The following is a 20437-nucleotide window of genomic DNA, read 5'->3' as shown; positions in this document are numbered from 1 at the left end:
CCCCCGCGTCGCCCGAGGCAGACGGCAGCCCTGACCAGCCGTTTCACCGGCCGGTCCGGACGCACTGAGTATAGTTGGCTGGTAACCAGTCAACGCAGGAGTTACAGCATGTCCCCGCGCAGCGCCTCGGTCAATGAAGAGTTGCGCCGTCGTTCCCGCGAGCGGCTCCTGCAGGCGGCCGTCGAGCTGGTATCCGAGCACGGCTACGAGGCGACGACGCTCGGCGACATCGCGGACCGGGCCGGCTCGGCACGTGGGCTGACGTCGTACTACTTCCCCGGCAAGCGCCAGCTCGTGCAGTCCGCCGTGCACCGGCTGATGCACCGCACGCTGGAGGAGGCGCTGGAGCGCGAGCCGCGCACCGACGACGGCAAGGAGCGGATGGCGCGGGCCATCGACGCGATCCTGGGCCTGGCCCGGGATCGGCCCGTGCTGATGCGCCAGCACATGGCCGGACTGCTGCACGCCGAGGGTTTCATGCCGTGCCCGGAACAGCGGCGCCTGGCCGAACTGCTGAGGGACACCGTCGCCCGCAACGGCTCGGACGACGTCGACGCCGACTATCCGATGCTGCGCGCCCTGCTCATGGGGTCGGTCTACGCGGCCCTGGTGCCCGGGGTCCCGATGCCGATCCCGGTGCTGCGGGCCGAGTTGTTCGGGCGCTACCGGCTGGACTGGGAACTGGGCGTCCCGCCGGACACCGATGAGGCGTCCGGCGGGACGTACGAGACCGATCTGTCGCGCTTCTTCGCGACCGGCGATCCCGCGGCCGGTCAGTCGAAGTAGTCAGGCTGCGTCTGGACGTTGAGCTCGCCCACCCGCACCCGCTTGGCCGGGTCCGTGCGCCGGTCCTTGATCTTCAGGACGTCGAAGCCCTTGGCGATGTCGTTGGAGTAGATGTAGCCGTTGTAGTAGTACGCCGACCAGGGACCGGCGGTGGTGAGCTGCTCGGTGTTCACCGGGCCGCGCTCGAAGTAGGCGATCTCCTTCGGCTTGGAGGAGTCGGTGAAGTCCCAGACGGAGACGCCGCCCTGGTACCAGGCCTGGACCATGATGTCCTTGCCCTTGACCGGGATCAGCGAGCCGTTGTGGGCCACGCAGACCTCGACGTCCGCCTGGTAGCGGGGAATCTTGAAGTAGCTACGGAAGACGAGCTTGCGCTTGTCTCCCTTGCCGACGACGTCGTAGATGCCGTCGGCGCCGCGGTTCGGACCGATCGCCGCGTTGCAGGTGGCCGCGCCGCCACCGCCCAACTCGTCGGTGAAGACGACCTTGTTCGCCTTCTGGTTGAAGGTCGCCGAGTGCCAGAACGCGAAGTTGACGTTGTCCTGGACCCGGTCGATGACCTTCGGGTTCTCGGGGTCCTTGATGGAGAACAGGATGCCGTCACCCATGCAGGCGCCCGCCGCCAGGTCCTTCGAGGGCAGCACCGTGATGTCGTGGCAGCCGGTGGTCTTGGAGACGCCCGGGTTGGTGGGTCCGCCGGGGTTGCCGCCGCCGTCCGGGCCCTCACCCGGGAACAGCACCGGGAAGCTCACGACCGCCGCGTTCTGGGGGGAGTTGCGCGGCACCTTGACGACGGAGATGCCGTCGTGCGGCGGCTGGCAGTCGGGGTAGGCGGCGTTCGGCGAGTACGAGGAGACATAGACGTAGACGTTCTTGCGCTCGGGCACCAGCGTGTGGGTGTGCGAGCCGCACGCGGTCTCGACGGCGGCGACGTACTTCGGGTTCGCCTTGTCGCTGATGTCGAAGACCTTGATGCCCTCCCAGGAGGACTTCTCCGTCGCGGGCTGCGTGGTGCTGTTGCAGCTGTTGTCGGTGCGCGAGGAGTCCGTCGACAGGAAGAGCAGGTTTCCGGAGACCGAGATGTCGTTCTGGGAACCGGGGCACAGGACCTGGGACACGGTCTTCGGTGCCTTGGGGTTGCTGATGTCGTAGATGACGAAGCCGTCGAAGTTGCCGGAGAAGGCGTATTTGCCCTGGAACGCCAGGTCCGAGTTGAGACTCGCCAAGGCCTTGGGCGAGTTGGCTACATGCTCGATGTTGTCGGAGTGGACGATCTCGTCCTTGCCGGGTATCTCCCCGTCGGCTATCGCGGCCCGGACCTCGGCCTCGGTGCTCTGGGACACTTCCTCGCCCACGGTCGGGCCGTCCCCGGGGTCGGGGGTCGCGGCCGCGGGTCCCGCCGTCAGCAACGCCGCCAGGAGCCCGGCCGCAGCTGCGGCGACTCCCAGTCGTCTGTGCCGGGTTCGAGGGTTCTTCAACAGGATCACTGTTTCCTCCCTAGTTCCGTTCACCTCGGAACGGGTCACGCACCACCGAAGTATTGTCTTCGCCATGCACATACCAACAGGGGGCAACAAGATCGCAATGAAGTTTTTCGCCCCGGTGACCCTCACCGCCCTCGCGATGCTGGGACTTGGGGCCTGCGACACGGCCTCGAACGCCGAACCGGCCCCGAGCGGACCGTCGGTGCTCGTGCCCGGCAAGCCCGGCGAGGCGAACCGCACCCTCTCCGCCGACGAGGCCGCGGACCAGCGTGCCGAGGACGACTCCCCCAACTCGGCGGACGTCTCGTACGCCCGGATGATGATCGAGCACCACACACAGGCACTGGAGTTGACCGAACTCGCCCCGGATCGCGCGAAGTCCACGAAGGTCGAGAAGCTGGCCGAGCGGATCAAGGCGGCCCAGGGACCGGAGATCGCCGCCATGCGGAGCTGGCTGAAGACGTACGGCAAGGAGGAGACCCAGGAGGGCGACGCGCACGACCACGCCTCGATGCCCGGGATGGCCACCGAGGCGCAGATCGACAAGTTGCGGGCCGCCAAGGGCACGGCCTTCGACCAGCTCTTCCTCACCCTGATGATCACGCATCACGAAGGGGCGATCACCATGGCCACCGACGTGAAGGGGCAGGGCAACAACCTCCGGATCGAGGAGATGGCCGACGACGTGGTCGCCCAGCAGACGGCCGAGATCTCCCGGATGCGGGACATGCAGTAAAGGCCCCGGCCGACCGCAACAGCCGTACTCAGCGCCGGGCGTGACGTGGCGTCAGGTACCCCGCGTCGCGCGCCTGCGCGATCAGCCGGAGCGACTTGCGGCGGCTGTGGCCGGTCGCGCACATCACCGCGAGCACCGGGTCGACCCCGTCCTCCTGGGCCGCCCGGTACTCCTGGGCGAGCAGCAGACGGCCCTCGACACCTCGCGGCCAGGCCGGCCGGGCGCGCCGCGACCCGGCCGGCTCGTCGTCCCCTTCCGCGGGTCCGGCACCGCACGCCTCGAAGAGCGGGCCCTCGATCCAGTCGGCGAACACCGCGAGGTCGTCCAGCGAGAGGGCCGGCTGGGCGCGGACGTCCTCGACCGAGACCTGCCCCTCGGCCACGACGGCGAGCGCGTCGACCCGGGCGCCGTCGGTGAACGCCAGCCGGACATGGAACCAGGCTGTCGCGCCCCCGCCCTCCCGCACTTCCCACGCGGGCCACACGGACACCGCACCGTCCGACGGGCAACGATCAGAAAGATTAAGAAACGATGCTTCTAGCACACACGCAACGTAACCGCATGATCACTTTGCATACCAACGGACACGCGCCCATGGACCCGTACAGCACCCTGTCAGCGCAGCAGCGACAGTGCGATGCTGGAGACATCAGCGATCTCCTCTGATCCCTCGGGTAAGGAGTACCGCCGTGCTTCGTGTCGCCGTCGTCGGCTCCGGGCCGAGCGGGTGCTACACCGCCCAGAGCCTCGTACAGCTGGATTCGTCGGTCCGCGTCGACGTCCTGGACCGGCTGCCGTGCCCGTACGGCCTGGTGCGCTACGGGGTGGCCCCGGACCACGAGAAGATCAAGTCCCTCCAGAGCAATCTGCGCACGGTCCTGGAGCACGAGCGGGTGCGCTTCCTCGGCGGGGTGCGGGTGGGCGAGGACGGGGTGCCCGCCACCCGGCTGCGGGAGCTGTACCACGCGGTCGTGTACTGCGTGGGGGCCGCCACCGACCGGCATCTGGGCGTTCCCGGCGAGGACCTGCCGGGCAGCTGGTCGGCGACCGAGTTCGTGTCCTGGTACAGCGCCCATCCGGACGCCGTCGACGACGGATTCGTCCGCGACGCCCGCTCTGCCGTGGTCATCGGCGTGGGGAACGTCGCGGTCGACGTGGCGCGGATGCTGGCCCGGGGCCCCGCGGAGCTGAGCCCCACGGACATGCCGCAGGCGGCGCTCTCCGCACTGGCCGCGAGCCGGGTGACCGAGGTCCACATGGTGGGCCGTCGAGGCCCCTCCCAGGCTCGGTTCACCACCAAGGAGCTGCGCGAGCTGGGCGCTCTGCCGGACACGGAAGTGACGGTGGATCCGCGGGAGTTGGCGCTGGACCCGGCGTACCTCGACCCCTCCGCGCTGCCCGCCGCAGCGCGCCGCAATGTGGAGGTGCTGCGCGGCTGGGCCACCGCTCCCGGGCGGTCCGCGGCGCGCCGGATCCATATGCGCTTCTTCCTGCGTCCCGTCGAACTCCTCGCCGGTGGGGGAGAACGGGTGGCCGCGGTGCGCTTCGAACGGACGGTGCCCGACGGACAGGGCGGGGTGACGGGGACGGGCCGGTACGAGGACATCGCGGCGCAGCTGGTGCTGCGGTCGGTGGGTTATCGCGGGGTGCCGCTGGAGGGGCTGCCGTTCGACCCCGCGACCTGTACGGTGCCGCATCTCGCCGGGCGGGTGCTGCGCGAGGGGACCGTCGTGCCGGGCGAGTACGTGGCCGGCTGGATCAAGCGGGGACCGACCGGAGTCATCGGCACGAATCGCCCCTGTGCGAAGGAGACGGTGACGTCGTTGCTGGAGGATGCCGCCGCCCTCCTGCGCAGGGAGTTGCCCGGCGATCCCCTGGCGGCGCTGCGGGCGGAAGGGACCGAGCCCGTCGAGTGGACGGGGTGGTGCGCCATCGAACGGGCGGAGACGGAGCTGGGGGTCTCGCTCGGGCGGAGTGTGGTCAAGCTGCCGGACTGGGAATCGTTGCTGGCCGCGGCGCGGAGGAGCACCTCGTAGCAGAGTCGAACGCGTCCGGGTGGGCATGACACACAGCGGCAACAGCTCGGAAATCAACAAACTGTTCAAGGAGCCTACGGTCTCGCTCATGACGACAACCGCTCCCGTACATCCCGTCGACGAAGTCCCACCCGTACGCCAGTTGGCCGCCTTCGGCCTCCAGCACGTCCTCGCGATGTACGCCGGAGCCGTGGCCGTCCCCCTGATCGTCGGCAGCGCGATGAAACTGTCGGCCGCCGACCTCGCGTACCTCATCACCGCCGATCTCCTGGTGTGCGGCATAGCGACGCTCATCCAGTGCATCGGGTTCTGGCGCTTCGGCGTGCGGCTGCCGATCATGCAGGGCTGTACGTTCGCCGCCGTGTCGCCCATGGTGCTCATCGGCACCACCGGCGGCGGACTGCCCGCGATCTACGGCTCGGTGATCGTCGCGGGGCTCGCGATCATGCTGCTGGCGCCGGTGTTCGGGAAGCTGCTGCGCTTCTTCCCGCCGCTGGTCACGGGCACCGTGATCCTGATCATCGGGCTGTCGCTGCTCCCGGTCGCGGGCAACTGGGCCGCGGGCGGTGTCGGTGCGCCCGACTTCGGGGAGCCGAAGAACCTCGGGCTCGCCGCGTTCGTCCTGCTCGTCGTGCTCGGTGTGCAGCGGTTCGCGCCGGCCTTCCTGAGCCGGATCGCCGTCCTGAGCGGCATCGTGGTCGGGCTCGCGGTCGCGGTTCCGTTCGGGTTCACGGACTTCGACGGGGTCGGCGACGCGGACTGGCTCGGCATCAGCACTCCGTTCCACTTCGGTGCGCCCACCTTCGAGTTCTCGGCGATCGTCTCGATGCTGGTCGTGGCGCTGGTGACGATGACCGAGACGACCGGTGACCTGATCGCGGTCGGTGAGATGACGGACCGCAAGGTCGAGCCGCGCTCCCTCGCGGACGGTCTGCGCGCCGACGGCCTGTCCACCGTCCTCGGCGGCGTCTTCAACACCTTCCCGTACACGGCGTACGCGCAGAACGTCGGTCTCGTCGGCATGACCCGGGTCCGCAGCCGCTGGGTCGTCGCCGCGGCGGGCGGCATCCTCGTCCTGCTGGGCCTGCTGCCCAAGCTGGGCGCGGTCGTGGCGGCCATTCCGGCGCCGGTGCTCGGCGGCGCGGGCCTGGTGATGTTCGGGACGGTCGCGGCGAGCGGACTGAGGACGCTCGCGCAGGTCGACTTCAAGGGCAACAACAACCTGACGGTGGTGGCCGTCTCGGTCGCCGTCGGCATGCTGCCGGTCGGGGTGCCGACGGTCTACGAGAAGTTCCCGGATTGGTTCCAGACGGTGATGAACAGCGGCATCAGCGCGGGCTGTCTGACGGCTATCGTGCTGAACCTGCTGTTCAACCACCTTCCCTCGAAGGCCGGTTCAGTCGATCCCGAGGCGGCCGTCCTGGCGGGAGGCGGCGCCGAGGAGACTGTCGAGAAGTCCCGGGAAGAGGTCGTCTAGGTCCCCCTTGCGCAGCCCGTTCATCTTGGCGGTGCCCCGGTAGATCTGCCGGATCACCCCGGCCTCGCGCAGCACGCGGAAGTGGTGCGTGGTCGTGGACTTGGTGACCGGCAGCTCGAACTGCGAACAGGTGAGCTCGTCGCCCACGGCGGCGAGCTCTCGCACGATCCGGAGCCGCATCGGGTCGGACAGCGCGTGCAGGATCGGCTCCAGCCGGATCTCCTCGCGCGCCGGGTGCGGAAGATCGCGGCTGCTGACGGCGGGAGAGGTCACGGTGGCTCCAGACTCTTCGGGGAGCCCATTGTACGAGACCTCTCGTAGTTTGACACTCTACGTACTACGATGCCTATCGTACGAGTCGACCGCTCGGTCCCGTGACGATTGGAGTCCGCCGTGAGCGCCCTCTTCGAGCCCTGCACCCTGCGCGATCTGACGATCCCCAACCGGGTGTGGATGCCGCCGATGTGCCAGTACTCCGCGGCCCCCGAGGGCCCGGAGACCGGGGCGCCCAACGACTGGCACTTCGCGCACTACGCGGCGCGCGCGGCGGGCGGCACGGGCCTGATCATCGTCGAGGCGACGGGGGTGAGCCCCGAGGGCCGGATCTCGCCGTACGACCTGGGGATCTGGAACGACACCCAGGTCGAGGCGTTCCGCCGGATCACCCGCTTCCTGGTGTCCCAGGGCACAGTGCCGGGCATCCAGCTCGCGCACGCCGGCCGCAAGGCGGCCACGGACCGGCCGTGGAAGGGCGGCGCGCCGCTCGGCACGGACGGGTACGGATGGCAGCCGCTGGGGCCGAGCCCGCTCGCCTTCGACGAACGGCACGCGGTACCGACCGAGTTGACGGTCGCTCAGATCCAGCAGGTCGTAGGCCAGTTCGCGGACGCGGCCCGTCGCGCCCTCGCCGCGGGGTTCGAAGTCGCCGAGATCCATGGCGCCCACGGCTATCTGATCAGCAACTTCCTCTCCCCGCACTCGAATCACCGCACGGACGCCTACGGCGGCTCGTACGAGAACCGCACCCGCTTCGCCCTCGAGGTCGTGGACGCCGTACGGGAGGTGTGGCCGGACGACAAGCCGCTGTTCTTCCGTATCTCGGCGACCGACTGGCTGGAGGAGGGCGGCTGGACGGCGGACGACACGGTCCGCTTCGCCGCCGACCTCCGGGCCCATGGCATCGACCTCCTCGACGTCTCCACGGGCGGCAACGCCTCCGGCGTCCGCATCCCGACCGGCCCCGGCTACCAGGTCCCCTTCGCCGCCCGGGTGAAGGCGGAGACCTCGCTGCCGGTGGCCGCGGTCGGCATGATCACCGAGCCCGAGCAGGCCGAGAAGATCCTGGTCAACGGCGAGGCCGACGCGGTACTGCTGGGCCGTGAGCTGCTGCGCGACCCGTCGTGGGCGCGGCACGCGGCGCGGGAACTGGGCGGGGACGTGCGGGTGCCGGACCAGTACCACCGGTCGGTCTGATCCTCCCTCCGGAGTACGGCACCCCCGGCGCGTACTGCCGGAAGATCGGGGTCGGTGTCTCCATAGGCACGATGCGCCGGGGGCTCCCGACGACAAGGCTGGCCGCATCGAACGTCAGGAGGGCGCCATGAACCGCCAGATCCGCATCCGCGTCAGCCGCCGCCCCGCAGCACCCCGGGACGAGAAGATCGACCGCAGGACACCTTCGGGGCGCCTGCTGCCGTACTGAACCGCCGGAAGGCGGCCGGAGAGCTCCGGCCGCCCCGGGGGACGTCAACCGGTCGTGCAGGCCGTTCCGTTGAGGGTGAACGCGCCCGGCGCCGCGCTGTTGCCGGTGTGCGTCGCCTGGTAGCCGATGCTGACGCTCGCGTTCGGGGCGAGCGTGGCGTTGTACGAGGCGTTCGTCGCCGTCACCGCGCCCGAGCCCGGCGTGTAGGTGGCGTTCCAGCCGTTGGTGATGGTCTGGCCGGTGGGCAGGGTGAAGCCGAGCCGCCAGCCGTTGAGCGCGCTCGTGCCGGTGTTGGTGATCATCACCGAGGCGGTCAGCCCGGTGCTCCAGGCGTTGGTGGTCACGCTCACCTTGCAGGGCCCGGCCGGGGGCTGGGGTGCGGGGCCGTCGCTGTCGAGACCGAAGAACGTGAGGACTCGGGCCGCCATGCCCCAGGTGTACAGGTTGTGGCCCACGCCCTGGAGGCTGATGGCCTCCACCGGGGCCTGGTCACCGGTGCCGCCGTAGCGGGTGCGGGTCCAGCCGGACTGGGGTGTGTCCGTGGCCGCGGGGGTCTGGCTGACGCCGCGGACGTTGGTCCACTGCTTGATCTCCTCGCCGAAGTTGGGGTAGCGCAGTACGTCGTCCTCGGTGCCGTGCCACACCTGCATGCGCGGCCGGGGGCCCGTGTAACCGGGGTAGGCGGCGCGGGCGATGTCGCCCCACTCCTGTGCGGTGTGGGTCACGGTGCCCTGGGCGCAGGCGCTGTTCCACTCGGAGCCGTCGGTGGTGGCGAAGCAGCCGAACGGCACGCCCGAGAAGGCGGCACCCGCGGCGAACACGTCGGGGTAGTCGCCGAGCAGGACGTTGGTCATCATCGCGCCGGAGGAGATGCCGGTGGCGAAGATGCGGCTGGTGTCGGCGTCGTACGCGTCGACCGTCCAGTCGACCATGGACTTGATGCCGACCGGGTCGCTGCCTCCGCCGCGCCGCAGCGCCTGGGGCGAGGCGACGTCGAAGCACTTGCTGGAGCGGGTGACCGACGGGTAGACGACGATGAACCCGTACTGGTCGGCGAGCGAGGCGTACTCGGTGCCCGAGTACATCGGCGGGCCGGAACCGGTGCAGTAGTGGACCGCGACCACGATCGCCGGGTTCTCGGTGACGCTCTCGGGGACGTACAGGTACATCTGGAGATTGCTGGGGTTCGTACCGAAGTTCGTGATCTCGGTGAGCGTCGCGGTCGGGGCGGCCTCGCGGGCGGCGGCCTGCGGGGCGGCGAGGAAGCCGGCGGCGAGTAACGCCACCAGCAGTGCGTGGAGCGCGACGAGGACCGCGCGCAGCGGTCTCCTCGCGAGGGTGCCGGCAGTGGCGGACACGGTGGATCCCTTCGTGATGGCGGCTCGTGGGGGCATCGCTGAGGGGAGTAACAGGCATGGTGACATGCACATGGCCGCCATGGAAGCGCTCCCACGCACCCTGTTGCCGACTCAATCCGTGTTGCGCAAAGCGTTGACTAGAAAGCGCTTGCCCCCTACGTTCCGTTCAGCAGCGTGACCAACGGGCTGAACGAGGAGCTCTTGAGGTCACAATGTCCGCACATCTTTGTTCAGATGAGCGAACGACGTACAAGTAGATGCTCGAGTAAGCCCGCCCGAAGGGACGCACCCCACATGCGTACTCGCCCTCGCTTACCCGTCACCAGCGGCGGTCTGGTATCGCCGAGCGGTCAGGTCGACGTCGGCTCCAACAACAACGCGACCGAGGACACCGGTCACTTGAGGGTGACGTACCACCACGACCCGTTCGGCAACGTCCACTCGGGCACGGCCAACGATCTCGGCGGGGCCGCCACCGAGATCTCCCGGGTCGGCACGTTCACCGCGCCGCCCTACGGCTACACCTCGGAGTCCGCCTCGACGGTCGTCGCCTCGGCGACGTCCGGCGCGGGCGCCGGAAAGCTCTGACAACCCCCCAACTGGAAGAAGGCATCGGGACATGACTTCACCAGCACTACCACGCACCCGCAGGCGCGCACTGACCGGCGCACTGACCGCACTCGGCCTCTCGTCTGTCATGATCACGACAGTAGGTGCGCCGACGGCGAGTGCCGCGACCTGGCCGACGGCGAACGGCAGCCAGGCCGTCTCCTCGACCATCCAGCTGTCGGGCACCAAGGACTACGGGATGAAGCGCCTGTACGGCTCGGGCGCCCTGGGCAGTGACAACCAGGACGAGGACCAGGGCCCGATCCTGGAGCTGGCGGCCGGCACCGTCCTGAAGAACGTCATCATCGGCGCCCCCGCCGCGGACGGCATCCACTGCTCGGGCAGCTGCACGCTGCAGAACGTCTGGTGGGAGGACGTCGGCGAGGACGCGGCGACCTTCCGCGGCTCCTCGTCGTCGAACGTCTACACCATCTCCGGCGGCGGCGCGAAGGAAGCCAGCGACAAGGTGTTCCAGTTCAACGGCGCGGGGACGCTCAACATCTCCAACTTCGCCGTGAAGAACTTCGGCACCTTCGTCCGCTCGTGCGGCAACTGCTCCACGCAGTACAAGAGGACGATCAACCTCAACACCATCGAGGCGACCTACAAGGGCAGCAAGCTCGTCGGCATCAACACCAACTACGGCGACAGCGCGACCCTGCGGGGCATCACGATCGTCGGGGACACCAGCAAGAAGATCATTCCGTGCCAGAAGTACATCGGCAACAACTCGGGCAAGGAGCCGACGACCAACGGCACCAACCCCGACGGCACCTACTGCAAGTACGCGACCTCGGACATCACCTACAAGTAGTCCCCCCACGGTGAAGGCGGCCGTACGAAGCGTCCCCCGCACGGCGCTTCGCACGGCCGCCGCATCATGTGCCCAGCTCCCGCCGGTAGTTCGCGTACGCGGCGCGCAGGGCCTCACCCGGCCAGCCGCCGGGCAGGAGGTCGTCGGGCAGGACGGGATCGGCGAGCAGGTGCCGCACGACCGCCGCGAAGGCGGTGAAGAGCTCCGCGGGGCGATCCGCGCGGTTCGCGTGGGCGAGCAGCGCCCGGCCGGTGACCGCCCAGGCGTCGAGCGGCCAGAGGGCGGCGGCCAGTTCGCCCGCGGGACGGTCCGGGCGGGCGGTACAGCGCTCGGCCACCTGCGCGAGGTCGTCCGGCAGCGGGCGGCGCAGATTGGCGGGGCGCAGCCAGACACCCTCGCGGAGCTCGGCGAGCCGTAGCGCGGTCAGCCGGGTGCGCAGGTCGGCCCGTTCGGCGGGGCCGCGTCCCGTCGCGGTGATCACGAGCATCTCCCAGTCACCGCCCCACGCGCGCGTGCGGGGATGCACGGCGTCGTCCTGGCGCCGCTGACGCTCCAGCAGCCGGTCGCTGAGCCGGTACACGGTGTCCGCGCGCCGCAGATCACCGGCCGCGACCATCCGGCTGAGCGCGGCCCGCGCGGTGGAGCCGCCGACACCGAAAGGCTCCACGCGGCGTACGAGCTCCTTCACCGGCAGCTCGGGCGGATGCGCCCCCAGCAGCAGGCTCAGCACGACCGAGCGTGCGGAGAGCGGGCGCAGTTCCAGCTCGTCGGGCCGCACCGTGATGTTCGTCCGCATGGTCACGTACTGTATGCCGTATTGCATGATTGCTACGGTCGCACCGATAGTGCAACACTCGGTCCATGGACTCCACGAGCGCGACGCACGACGTCACCAATCAGCCCCCTCCCCTGGCCCCGTACGACGCGTCCGAGGACACGGCCCTGCTCGAAGGGCTGCGCCGCGAGGGTGCGGGCTGGGCCGAGGAGGACGTGCGGCGGATCGGGCGGCTGGCCGGGAGCGCGGAGGCCCAGGAGTGGGCCGAGCTCGCCAACCGCCACGAGCCCGTGCTGCGCACGCACGACCGGTACGGGCACCGCGTCGACGAGGTCGAGTTCCATCCGAGCTGGCACCACCTCATGCGGGTCGCGGTCACCGAGGGGCAGGCCGGGGCGCCCTGGGCCGACGACCGGCCGGGCGCCCATGTCGCCCGTACCGCGGGCGGGCTGGCCTGGGGGCACACCGACGCCGGGCACGGCTGTCCGACCTCGATGACGTACGCCGCCGTCCCGGCCCTGCGGCACCAGCCGGAGCTCGCGAAGGTCTACGAACCGCTGCTGACCGCCCGGGAGTACGACCCGGTCCTGCGGGTGCCGACCGAGAAGCGCGGTCTGCTGGCGGGCATGGGGATGACCGAGAAGCAGGGCGGCTCCGACGTCCGCGCGAACAGCACGACGGCCACCCCGACCGCCGAGCCCGGCGTGTACACGCTGCGCGGGCACAAATGGTTCACGTCGGCGCCGATGTGCGATGTCTTCCTGGTCCTGGCACAAGCGCCGGAAGGGTTGTCGTGCTTCCTGGTGCCGCGCGTCCTGCCCGACGGCAGCCGGAACACGTTCCGCGTCCAGCGGCTCAAGGACAAGCTGGGCAACCGGTCGAACGCCTCCTCCGAGCCCGAGTTCGACGGGACCGTCGCCTGGCTGGTCGGCCCCGAGGGGCGGGGCGTCAAGACGATCATCGACATGGTCAACTGCACGCGTCTGGACTGCGTGATGATGTCGGCGACGCTGATGCGCAAGACGCTCGTCGAGGCGGGCCACCACGCACGCCACCGCAGCGCGTTCGGGGCCCGGCTGGCCGACCAGCCGCTGATGCGCAACGTGCTCGCGGATCTGGCCCTGGAGTCGGAGGCCGCGACGACGCTCACGCTACGGCTGGCCGGGGCCGCCGACCGGGCGGTGCGCGGCGACGAGGGCGAGCAGGCCTTCCGGCGCATCGCGACGGCCGTGGGCAAGTACTGGGTCACCAAGCGGGGTCCGGCTTTCACCGCGGAGGCCCTGGAGTGCCTGGGCGGCAACGGCTACGTGGAGGACTCGGGCATGCCCCGCCACTACCGCGAGGCTCCGCTGCTGTCGATCTGGGAGGGCTCGGGGAACGTCAACGCCCTGGACGTGCTGCGGGCGTTGGTGAAGGAACCGGGCACGGCGGACGCCCTGTTCGCCGAACTCGCCCTGGCGCAGGGGACGGACGCCCGCCTGGACGCGGCCGTCACCGGGTTGCGGCGACTGCTGGCCTCGGCGTCCGAGAGCGGCGCCCGACGGCTGGTGGAACAGATGGCGCTGACCCTTCAGGCCTCCCTGCTGGTCCGCCACGCCCCGGCCCCGGTCGCCGACGCCTTCTGCGCGACCCGCCTCGGCGGCGACTGGGGGCACGCGTTCGGCACGCTTCCCGACACGGCCGGCCTGGGCGCGATCCTGGGCCGCGCCCTGCCCGGGGAAGACTGACCAGAGAGCAACGACCGGCCACCCTAGGGCTGTTGGCAGACAGTCACCCCGCGATTCCGCTTCGTTGTCAGTGCCGTGGTGCAGACTCCGATCAGTTGGCGTTTCGCATGGGGGAGGACAGCGTGTTCACGGGGATCGACGAGGTCGACTGGGCTTCGATGCGGCATGCGTACGGCAGTGCGGAGGACGTGCCCGTCCTGCTGAAGGGGCTGGCCTCCGCGGACCCCGCCGAACGGGAGATCGCGCTCGACGGGATGTACGGGGCCGTGCACCACCAGGGAGACGTGTACGACTCGACGCTCGCCTGTGTGCCGTTCCTCTTCGCACTCGCCGCGCGGGAGGAGGTGCAGGAGCGGGCCGAGATCGTGCAGCTCCTGGTCAGCATCGGCGGGGACTGCGAGGTGCCCGAGGACGGCCCGTACGCCATGGCCAGGACGGCCGTGCGGTCAGGTGCCGAGGTCTTCGAGCGGCTTACCCGGGACGCCGACGCCGCGGTGCGCGGGGCGGCCGCGGGCGCCGTCGTGCGGTTCCTCGCCGAACCGGCCCATGTCCTGGGCCTGTTGCGGGAGCGGATCAGGGTGGAGCGGGACGACCGGGTGCTGCTCGCGCTGGCCGAGGGGCTCGGATTCCTCGCCCGCCGCCATCCCGGTCACGCGGCGGAGGCCGTCGGCCTCCTGGAGGCCCAGAGCGCACCGCCGTTCGGTCCCGGGCTGCGGCTGGCCGCGCTCGGGCAGCTCGCGGGCTGCGCTCCCGACCGGCTCCCGGCCGACCTGGTGCCCACGGTCGTCGGGCTGCTCCGGGAGCGGTCCGAGCGGCGGCCCGTCACGCCGGGCGGACCCGACCGTCCGGACACGGACACACTGGTCGGCCGGCTGCGGCGGCTGCGCCCCTCGGACGAGGAGGGATCTCAGCTGCTGCGCACCCTGCACACCGCGCTCGGCGGCCGGGTGGACGACCGGATCGCCCTGCTCAACGGACAGTTGACCAGCCCGGACCCGACCGACCGGTGCAACGCCGTGTGGATGTCGATGGGGCTGATCGGCGAGTGGCGCGGCGACCACACCGGACCCGTCGCGCTGATCGGGGCTCAACTGGGCTCGGAGGAGGGCCGGTTGCTCGAGGCCGCGACGTCCGTCCTGGAGGGCCTGTTCGCACTGGCCGCACCCGCCGCCGACAACCTTGCCGCCCTGGTGACGCGCCGCCCCGATCTGTGGGTGCAGCCCTTCGAGCGCAGCCCTTCGTGGTTGGGCGGGCCGCTCAAGGCCTTGGCCAGATGCGGGGATCCGCGAGCGGTGCCGGTCCTGGGCGAGGTGCTCGCGGGGGCCGACGTGCCCGACGAGCTGGGCCGGGTCGTCCGGCACCTGGGGCGGGCCGCGGCCCCGCTCGCGCCCGCGCTGCGGGAAAGGCTCGCGAGCGTCCCCCTCGACGCGCCGGACACCTACGACCGTGCCGGTCCGCTGCTGATGGCGCTGAGGGCACTCGACGACCGGGAAAGCGTGCCGCTGGTGCTGCGGCTGCTGCTCGGGACGCCGGAGGACCACCGGTCGAGGGACACCTTGGCGGAAGAAGGGCTGCGGACGCTCGGGGCATTCGGGGCCGCGGCGCACGAGGCGATACCGGTGGTCCGGGGGCTGTTGGAGAGCGGGAGCGCGGTCGCGGCGGCGGATTCACTGTGGGCTGTCGAGGGGGACGCCGAGCTTGTCCTGCCGGTTCTCCTGCGGGCGCTGGAGGGTGAGGGACCCGGTCAGTTCTGGGCCGCGGCCGACGTACTGGCCCGGATGGGGCCGGTGGCCGGGCCCGCGGTCGACGGGCTGCGGCGGCGGATCGGAGCGTCTCACCCCTGGGAGCGCAAGTCGGTGGCGTGCGCGCTGTGGCGGATCGCGGGCGATACGGAGCTTGCCCTTCCGGTGCTGCGGGACGTGTGGGCCCAGAACGCGCACACCCGTGTCCCCATCGCCGAGTGCGTCGCGGCCATGGGCCCGGAGGGAGTCGCGCTGCATGACCTGCTCCGGACCGAACTGGCCGCCCCGCGGAGGCACACGGCGCCCGAGGGCTACGGAATGCACGACGTCTTCACCGACGAACGCCTGCTGGACGTGTGCCGGGAGACACTGAGGGACACGTAGGCGCGGCCTCCTCACCACGAGCCGCCCTCGGCCCTCCGCCCGCTCCACATCGGCCCGAACCGCTCCCACTCGGTGTCCCACTGGTCGATGCGGCGGCATTCCAGGCGGCCGCGCAGCATGCGGCCGGCGACGAAGGGCACGAAGGCGGCGCTCGCGCCGACCAGGGCGCCGATCAAGGAGGCGCGCAGGGTGGCCTGGGAGGCGGTGGCCGGGCGGGTGACCAGCCGGCCCTCCCGGTCCGTCCACACGCCGACGGTGCTGCCCGAGGGGCTGCCGGGGCGGACGCGGACCTGGCCGGTGTGGGACGAGCCGTCCGCCGCCGCCCAGCGCACCTTCGCCCATACCTGGTCGCTGCTCGCCGTCCCGGTCTGCCCGGCGAACGTCCCGGGCGCCTCCTCCACGAGCCGCGCCTCGACCTGCCGCCACTCGACGCGCTCGCGGGCCAGGCTGCGCTCGACGGAGCGGGCGGCGCCCATACCGGCGAGCACCCCGGTGAGGGCGGTGAGCAGCCAGACCCCGAGCACGATCCAGGCCTCCACCTTGTCGGCGCGGCGCTTGAGCGGATTGCGCCGCCAGCGCCATGACCACACCTTCGAACCACGCAACGCCATCGAAGGCTTCCTCCTCGTGAACGCGCGAACATGCCGGACCGCCTTTCCATACGGGGGACGGCTCCCCGGTGCTCACGGACCGGCCCCCACACGGCCGTCGCACGGGTCACACCCCGCGGCCGCGACGTGCGCAAAACGGCCCGCGGCTCCCCGCAAGCGGTTGCCTCCCCCCGCGCTGACTCGCCCCTGACCTGCGGCGGAGCGGTTTCCGGGGGTGACTGTCAGTGCCGGGGTGCAGACTGGCCGATGTCTGGGACAACGACGTCACGGAGGTGATCGGCATGACCGAGGTACTGCTCGCCGTGGGTACCCGCAAGGGTCTGTTCATCGGGCGCAGGCGGGGTGGGGCCTGGGAGTTCGACGAGAGTCCCTACTTCAACGCACAGGCCGTGTACTCGGTCGCCATCGACACCCGCGGCGAGCGGCCACGGCTGCTGGCCGGCGGCGACAGCGCGCACTGGGGCCCGTCCGTCTTCCACTCCGACGACCTGGGGCGCAGCTGGACCGAGCCGGCCCAGCCTGCCGTCAAGTTCCCCAAGGACACCGGGGCTTCGCTGGAGCGGGTCTGGCAGCTGCACCCGGCGGCCGCGGAGCCGGACGTGGTGTACGCGGGCACGGAACCGGCCGCGCTGTACCGCTCCGAGGACCGCGGCGAGACCTTCGAGCTGGTCCGCCCGCTGTGGGAGCACCCCACGCGGTCCAAGTGGGTGCCGGGCGGCGGCGGTGAGGGGCTGCACACCGTCCTGACCGACAAGCGGGACCCACAGGCGGTGACGGTCGCCGTCTCGACGGCCGGGGTGTTCAGGACCACCGACGGCGGGGCGAGCTGGACACCCTCCAACTCCGGTGTCTCCGCGGTGTTCCTGCCCGATCCGAACCCGGAGTTCGGCCAGTGCGTCCACAAGGTCACCCGGGACGCGGCGACCCCGGACCGGCTGTATCTGCAGAACCACTGGGGTGTGTACCGCAGCGACGACGCGGGCGCGCACTGGACGGACATCGGCGAGGGGCTTCCGTCCACGTTCGGTTTCGCGGCGGCGGCGCATCCGCACCGCGGCGACACGGCGTACGTGTTCCCGATCAACGCCGACGCGGACCGGGTCCCGGCCGATCACCGCTGCCGGGTCTTCCGCACGGCCGACGCGGGCAAGAGCTGGGAGCCGCTCTCGGCGGGGCTGCCGCAGGAGGACCACTACGGCACGGTGTTGCGGGACGCGCTGTGCACCGACGACGCGGACCCGGCGGGTGTGTACTTCGGCAACCGCAACGGCGAGGTGTTCGCATCGGCCGACGACGGCGACAACTGGCGGCAGCTCGCGTCGCATCTGCCGGACGTGCTGTGTGTGCGGGCCGCGGTGGTCGGATGAGTCATGAGGGGGGACGGCCGGGCTTTGGCCACCGGTTGATCACCGCTGTGCGTACGGCAGTAGGGTGACGCCGTGGCTCCACGACCCTTGCATGAAATCGTCGAACCGGGCTGGGCGAAGGCCCTCGAACCCGTCGCCGGACGCATCGCCGAGATGGGCGACTTCCTGCGGACCGAGATCGCCGCGGGACGCACCTATCTCCCGGCCGGGCCGAACGTCCTACGGGCCTTCCAGCAGCCCTTCGACGACGTCCGCGTCCTGATCGTCGGACAGGATCCCTATCCGACGCCGGGACACGCGGTGGGGCTGAGCTTCTCGGTGGGACCGGAGGTGCGGCCGCTGCCCGGCAGCCTCATCAACATCTATCGGGAGCTCCACACGGACCTGGGCCTGCCCCAGCCGTCCAACGGCGATCTGACGCCGTGGACCCAGCAGGGCGTGCTGCTTCTCAACAGGGCGCTCACCACGGCCCCGCGCAAGCCGGCCGCGCACCGCGGCAAGGGCTGGGAGGAGGTCACCGAACAGGCGATACGGGCGCTGGCCGCGCGCGGCAAGCCGCTGGTGTCCATCCTGTGGGGCCGCGACGCCCGCAACCTCCGCCCGCTCCTCGGCAACCTCCCGTCCGTGGAGTCCGCCCACCCCTCCCCCATGTCGGCCGACCGCGGCTTCTTCGGCTCCCGCCCGTTCAGCAGGGCCAACGAGCTGCTGGTCGGGCAGGGCGGCGAGCCGGTGGACTGGCGCCTGCCGTGACCGGGGCCGGGGCGTCCCCCGTGGCTCCCCCGGTCGACGACTCCGGGTTTCTCGCCGTCGACTCCGGTGGCTCCGGACTGCGGGCCGTCGTCGGGACGGTGCGGCGCGGGGCGCTGGCGCAGCGGGAGTCACGGGAACCGGTGCGCACCGGGGCGCGGGGCATCGACCCCGTCCACCTGATGGAACAACTGGTGCCGATGGTGCGGACGTTGACCGCGCAGACGGGTGTCGCCCGGCTGCGCACCGCCGTCGTCGGGGCCGCCGGTCTCAGCACCCTGGGCGAGGCCCTGCGTGCCGAGCTCCCGGACGCCCTGGGGAGGGAGTTCGGCGCCGGGCAGGTCGCTCTCGTCGCCGACGCCGTCACCGCCTACGCGGGCGCCCTCGGTCAGGCACCCGGTGCCGTCGTCGCCGCCGGCACCGGTCTGATCGCCATCGGGACGGACCTGACGCGCTGGCGCCGTGCGGACGGCTGGGGCCATCTCCTCGGCGACTGCGGCAGCGGTGCCTGGATCGGACGGGCCGGCCTGGAGGCCGCGCTGCGTGCCCACGACGGGCGGCCGGGAGGATCGACCGGACTGCTGGCCCGGGCCGAGGAGTTGTTCGGGGCGATGCCCGGGCTGCCCGGGCTGCTCTATCCGCGTCCGGACCGTCCGGCCGTCCTCGCCTCCTTCGCTCCCCAGGTCGCCGCCTGCGCCCCGGACGACCCCGTCGCCGCGGACATCCTGCGTGCCGCCGCCCGGCACATGGCCGAGTCCGCGGCCGCCGTCTGCCCCACCGGGGGAACGCCCGATGTCGCCCTCACCGGCGGCCTGTTCAAGATCGGCGCCCCCCTTCTCGTACCCCTGGAGGAGGAATTGGCGAGACGGCTGCCCCACGCACGCCGGGTGCCGCCGGCCGGAGATCCGCTGCACGGGTCCGTGCGGATCGCGGTCGATCTCGCGACGGGGGCGCTCACTCTGCCGGGTGACAGGGCGATGCTGTACGTCGTGACCGGAACGGGCGACTGATCCAGACACGGCCACCGCTTCCGATCCGTACGTAACTCATCAGACAAAACCGGACGGATACCGCTCACCTGCACCCTCCCCGAACAGGGAAGCCCAGTAAGCCAGTAACATGCGGCGCCATGAGCTCCCCCACTGGGCCCGCCGGCCTGCCAGTACGAATGCCGCGCCCCCGCCAGCCCGGACGGCACCGCCGTCCCGAGCCGCTGGCGGCTCCCGAGGGCGCGCCCGCGCTTGTTCTCGCCGTGCCGGGAACGCCCAGCGCCGCCACGCGCAGCCTCGCCGAAGAGGTCGTGAGCATCGCCCGCTCCGAGCTCCCCGGCCTGGACGCCCGGATCGGGTACCTCGACGGGGACGACGCGGAGTTCCCCACACTCCAGTCGGTGCTCACGCACACCGCCCAGGAGCGCGCCGCACGCTACGAGCAGGCCAGGGCCGCCGGTGTGGACGTCAAGGAGCCCGAGGGCCCCGTCGCCGTCGTCGTGCCGCTGCTGGCCGGTCCGGACAGCGCGCTGCTGCGGGTCGTCCGCCAGGCCGTCATGGACAGCCGTGTCGCGGCCGACCTGACCGATGTGCTCGGCCCGCACCCGCTGCTCGCCGAGGCGCTGCACGTGCGTCTGTCGGAGGCCGGTCTGGCCCGTGCCGACCGGGCCCGGCTGTTCACCGTGGCGACCGCCGCGGACGGCATCATCCTGGCCTCCGTGGGCGGTGACGAGGCGGTGCAGGCGGCCGGGATCACCGGCATGCTGCTCGCCGCGCGCCTCGCCGTGCCGGTGATGGCCGCCGCGCTCGACCAGGAGGGCTCGATCGCCTCGGTGGCCGACCAGCTGCGCGGCTCCGGCTCGCAGAACCTGGCGCTGGCGCCGTACCTGATAGGGCCGGAGATCGACCCGGGCCTGATCGGGGAGGCGGCCAAGGAGGCGGGCTGTGCGGCCGCCGAGGCGCTCGGCCCCTACCCGGCGATCGGCAAGCTGGCCCTCGCCAAGTACACGACGGCGCTCGGCATCGCGCCGCAGCAGCCGCAGGGCGCGCCGACGCGCTGACGTCGCGCCTGACCACCGTAAGACATGCCGAA

Annotated in this window: 18 protein-coding genes and 1 pseudogene; 13 read left to right on the top strand and 6 right to left on the bottom strand. The window is 71.3% G+C overall.

Translation table 11 applies throughout. From position 1 onward, the window contains the following. Window positions 1–108 precede the first annotated feature (108 nt). Window positions 109–786 carry a helix-turn-helix domain-containing protein gene (locus ACIOHP_RS48065; RefSeq protein WP_361549693.1) on the top strand — a complete coding sequence of 226 codons (678 nt, stop codon included), beginning with the start codon at window positions 109–111 and terminating at the stop codon, window positions 784–786. On the opposite strand, the gene ACIOHP_RS48060 is transcribed toward ACIOHP_RS48065, so the two are convergent. Further along, window positions 774–2273, bottom strand: coding sequence for an LVIVD repeat-containing protein (locus ACIOHP_RS48060; RefSeq protein WP_401897909.1), 1500 nt, complete (start codon window positions 2271–2273; stop codon window positions 774–776). The two genes, ACIOHP_RS48065 and ACIOHP_RS48060, sit on opposite strands and share 13 nt — an antisense overlap. A gap of 97 nt (window positions 2274–2370) precedes the next feature. On the opposite strand from ACIOHP_RS48060, the gene ACIOHP_RS48055 reads away from it, so the two are divergent. Beyond that, on the top strand, window positions 2371–3006 hold the full coding sequence (locus tag ACIOHP_RS48055; RefSeq protein WP_401897907.1) for a DUF305 domain-containing protein: 636 nt from the start codon (window positions 2371–2373) through the stop codon (window positions 3004–3006). A gap of 28 nt (window positions 3007–3034) precedes the next feature. Here ACIOHP_RS48055 and ACIOHP_RS48050 read toward each other — a convergent pair whose 3' ends face one another. After that, window positions 3035–3496, bottom strand: coding sequence for a DUF6214 family protein (locus ACIOHP_RS48050; RefSeq protein ID WP_401897905.1), 462 nt, complete (start codon window positions 3494–3496; stop codon window positions 3035–3037). A gap of 199 nt (window positions 3497–3695) precedes the next feature. On the opposite strand from ACIOHP_RS48050, the gene ACIOHP_RS48045 reads away from it, so the two are divergent. Continuing rightward, the gene (locus ACIOHP_RS48045; protein ID WP_401897903.1) at window positions 3696–5042 is read left to right on the top strand and encodes an FAD-dependent oxidoreductase; all 1347 of its coding nucleotides are present in this window, start codon (window positions 3696–3698) and stop codon (window positions 5040–5042) included. Window positions 5043–5130: 88 nt separating this feature from the next. After that, complete coding sequence (locus ACIOHP_RS48040; protein ID WP_401897900.1) at window positions 5131–6519, top strand: nucleobase:cation symporter-2 family protein; 1389 nt, start codon at window positions 5131–5133, stop codon at window positions 6517–6519. On the opposite strand, the gene ACIOHP_RS48035 is transcribed toward ACIOHP_RS48040, so the two are convergent. Next, window positions 6439–6792, bottom strand: coding sequence for a helix-turn-helix domain-containing protein (locus ACIOHP_RS48035; protein WP_361549681.1), 354 nt, complete (start codon window positions 6790–6792; stop codon window positions 6439–6441). The two genes, ACIOHP_RS48040 and ACIOHP_RS48035, sit on opposite strands and share 81 nt — an antisense overlap. Before the next feature lie 120 nt (window positions 6793–6912). Here ACIOHP_RS48035 and ACIOHP_RS48030 point away from each other — a divergent pair, with 120 nt between their 5' ends. Then, a complete protein-coding gene (locus tag ACIOHP_RS48030) occupies window positions 6913–7992 on the top strand; it encodes an NADH:flavin oxidoreductase/NADH oxidase (RefSeq protein WP_401897898.1) in 1080 nt (359 codons plus the stop codon). A gap of 273 nt (window positions 7993–8265) precedes the next feature. On the opposite strand, the gene ACIOHP_RS48025 is transcribed toward ACIOHP_RS48030, so the two are convergent. Next, window positions 8266–9615, bottom strand: coding sequence for a PHB depolymerase family esterase (locus ACIOHP_RS48025; RefSeq protein WP_401897896.1), 1350 nt, complete (start codon window positions 9613–9615; stop codon window positions 8266–8268). A gap of 330 nt (window positions 9616–9945) precedes the next feature. On the opposite strand from ACIOHP_RS48025, the pseudogene ACIOHP_RS48020 reads away from it, so the two are divergent. After that, window positions 9946–10167 (top strand): annotated as a pseudogene (locus ACIOHP_RS48020) (pectate lyase); the annotation flags it as partial. A gap of 31 nt (window positions 10168–10198) precedes the next feature. Next, window positions 10199–11002 carry a pectate lyase gene (locus tag ACIOHP_RS48015; RefSeq protein WP_361549675.1) on the top strand — a complete coding sequence of 268 codons (804 nt, stop codon included), beginning with the start codon at window positions 10199–10201 and terminating at the stop codon, window positions 11000–11002. A 64-nt stretch (window positions 11003–11066) separates the two neighbouring features. Here ACIOHP_RS48015 and ACIOHP_RS48010 read toward each other — a convergent pair whose 3' ends face one another. Continuing rightward, on the bottom strand, window positions 11067–11825 hold the full coding sequence (locus tag ACIOHP_RS48010) for a PaaX family transcriptional regulator C-terminal domain-containing protein (RefSeq protein ID WP_401897893.1): 759 nt from the start codon (window positions 11823–11825) through the stop codon (window positions 11067–11069). A gap of 38 nt (window positions 11826–11863) precedes the next feature. Here ACIOHP_RS48010 and ACIOHP_RS48005 point away from each other — a divergent pair, with 38 nt between their 5' ends. Both ACIOHP_RS48005 and ACIOHP_RS48000 read left to right on the top strand, forming a co-directional pair. Then, the gene (locus ACIOHP_RS48005; protein WP_401897892.1) at window positions 11864–13504 is read left to right on the top strand and encodes a DNA alkylation response protein; all 1641 of its coding nucleotides are present in this window, start codon (window positions 11864–11866) and stop codon (window positions 13502–13504) included. A gap of 122 nt (window positions 13505–13626) precedes the next feature. Then, the gene (locus ACIOHP_RS48000) at window positions 13627–15630 is read left to right on the top strand and encodes a HEAT repeat domain-containing protein (protein WP_401897889.1); all 2004 of its coding nucleotides are present in this window, start codon (window positions 13627–13629) and stop codon (window positions 15628–15630) included. Between the two features lie 11 nt (window positions 15631–15641). Here the strand turns inward: ACIOHP_RS48000 and ACIOHP_RS47995 are convergent, their stop codons facing one another. Beyond that, the gene (locus tag ACIOHP_RS47995; RefSeq protein WP_401897887.1) at window positions 15642–16241 is read right to left on the bottom strand and encodes a hypothetical protein; all 600 of its coding nucleotides are present in this window, start codon (window positions 16239–16241) and stop codon (window positions 15642–15644) included. A gap of 281 nt (window positions 16242–16522) precedes the next feature. Here ACIOHP_RS47995 and ACIOHP_RS47990 point away from each other — a divergent pair, with 281 nt between their 5' ends. The 4 genes from ACIOHP_RS47990 (at window position 16523) to ACIOHP_RS47975 (ending at window position 20405) form a co-directional block, all read left to right on the top strand. Beyond that, complete coding sequence (locus ACIOHP_RS47990; RefSeq protein ID WP_401897885.1) at window positions 16523–17608, top strand: WD40/YVTN/BNR-like repeat-containing protein; 1086 nt, start codon at window positions 16523–16525, stop codon at window positions 17606–17608. A gap of 72 nt (window positions 17609–17680) precedes the next feature. Beyond that, window positions 17681–18358 (top strand): uracil-DNA glycosylase, encoded by a 678-nt coding sequence (locus ACIOHP_RS47985; RefSeq protein WP_361549663.1) that lies wholly within the window; start codon window positions 17681–17683, stop codon window positions 18356–18358. Window positions 18359–18378: 20 nt separating this feature from the next. Then, window positions 18379–19365 (top strand): N-acetylglucosamine kinase, encoded by a 987-nt coding sequence (locus ACIOHP_RS47980; protein WP_401897883.1) that lies wholly within the window; start codon window positions 18379–18381, stop codon window positions 19363–19365. Between the two features lie 119 nt (window positions 19366–19484). Then, window positions 19485–20405 carry a sirohydrochlorin chelatase gene (locus ACIOHP_RS47975; RefSeq protein WP_307034008.1) on the top strand — a complete coding sequence of 307 codons (921 nt, stop codon included), beginning with the start codon at window positions 19485–19487 and terminating at the stop codon, window positions 20403–20405. The last annotated feature ends 32 nt before the right edge of the window (window positions 20406–20437 follow it).

It is taken from the genome of Streptomyces sp. NPDC087859, from assembly GCF_044742595.1.
Classification (GTDB): domain Bacteria; phylum Actinomycetota; class Actinomycetes; order Streptomycetales; family Streptomycetaceae; genus Streptomyces; species Streptomyces canus_F.
Note: the sequence above shows the minus strand (reverse complement) of the source record. Positions and strands in the feature narration are given on the sequence as shown.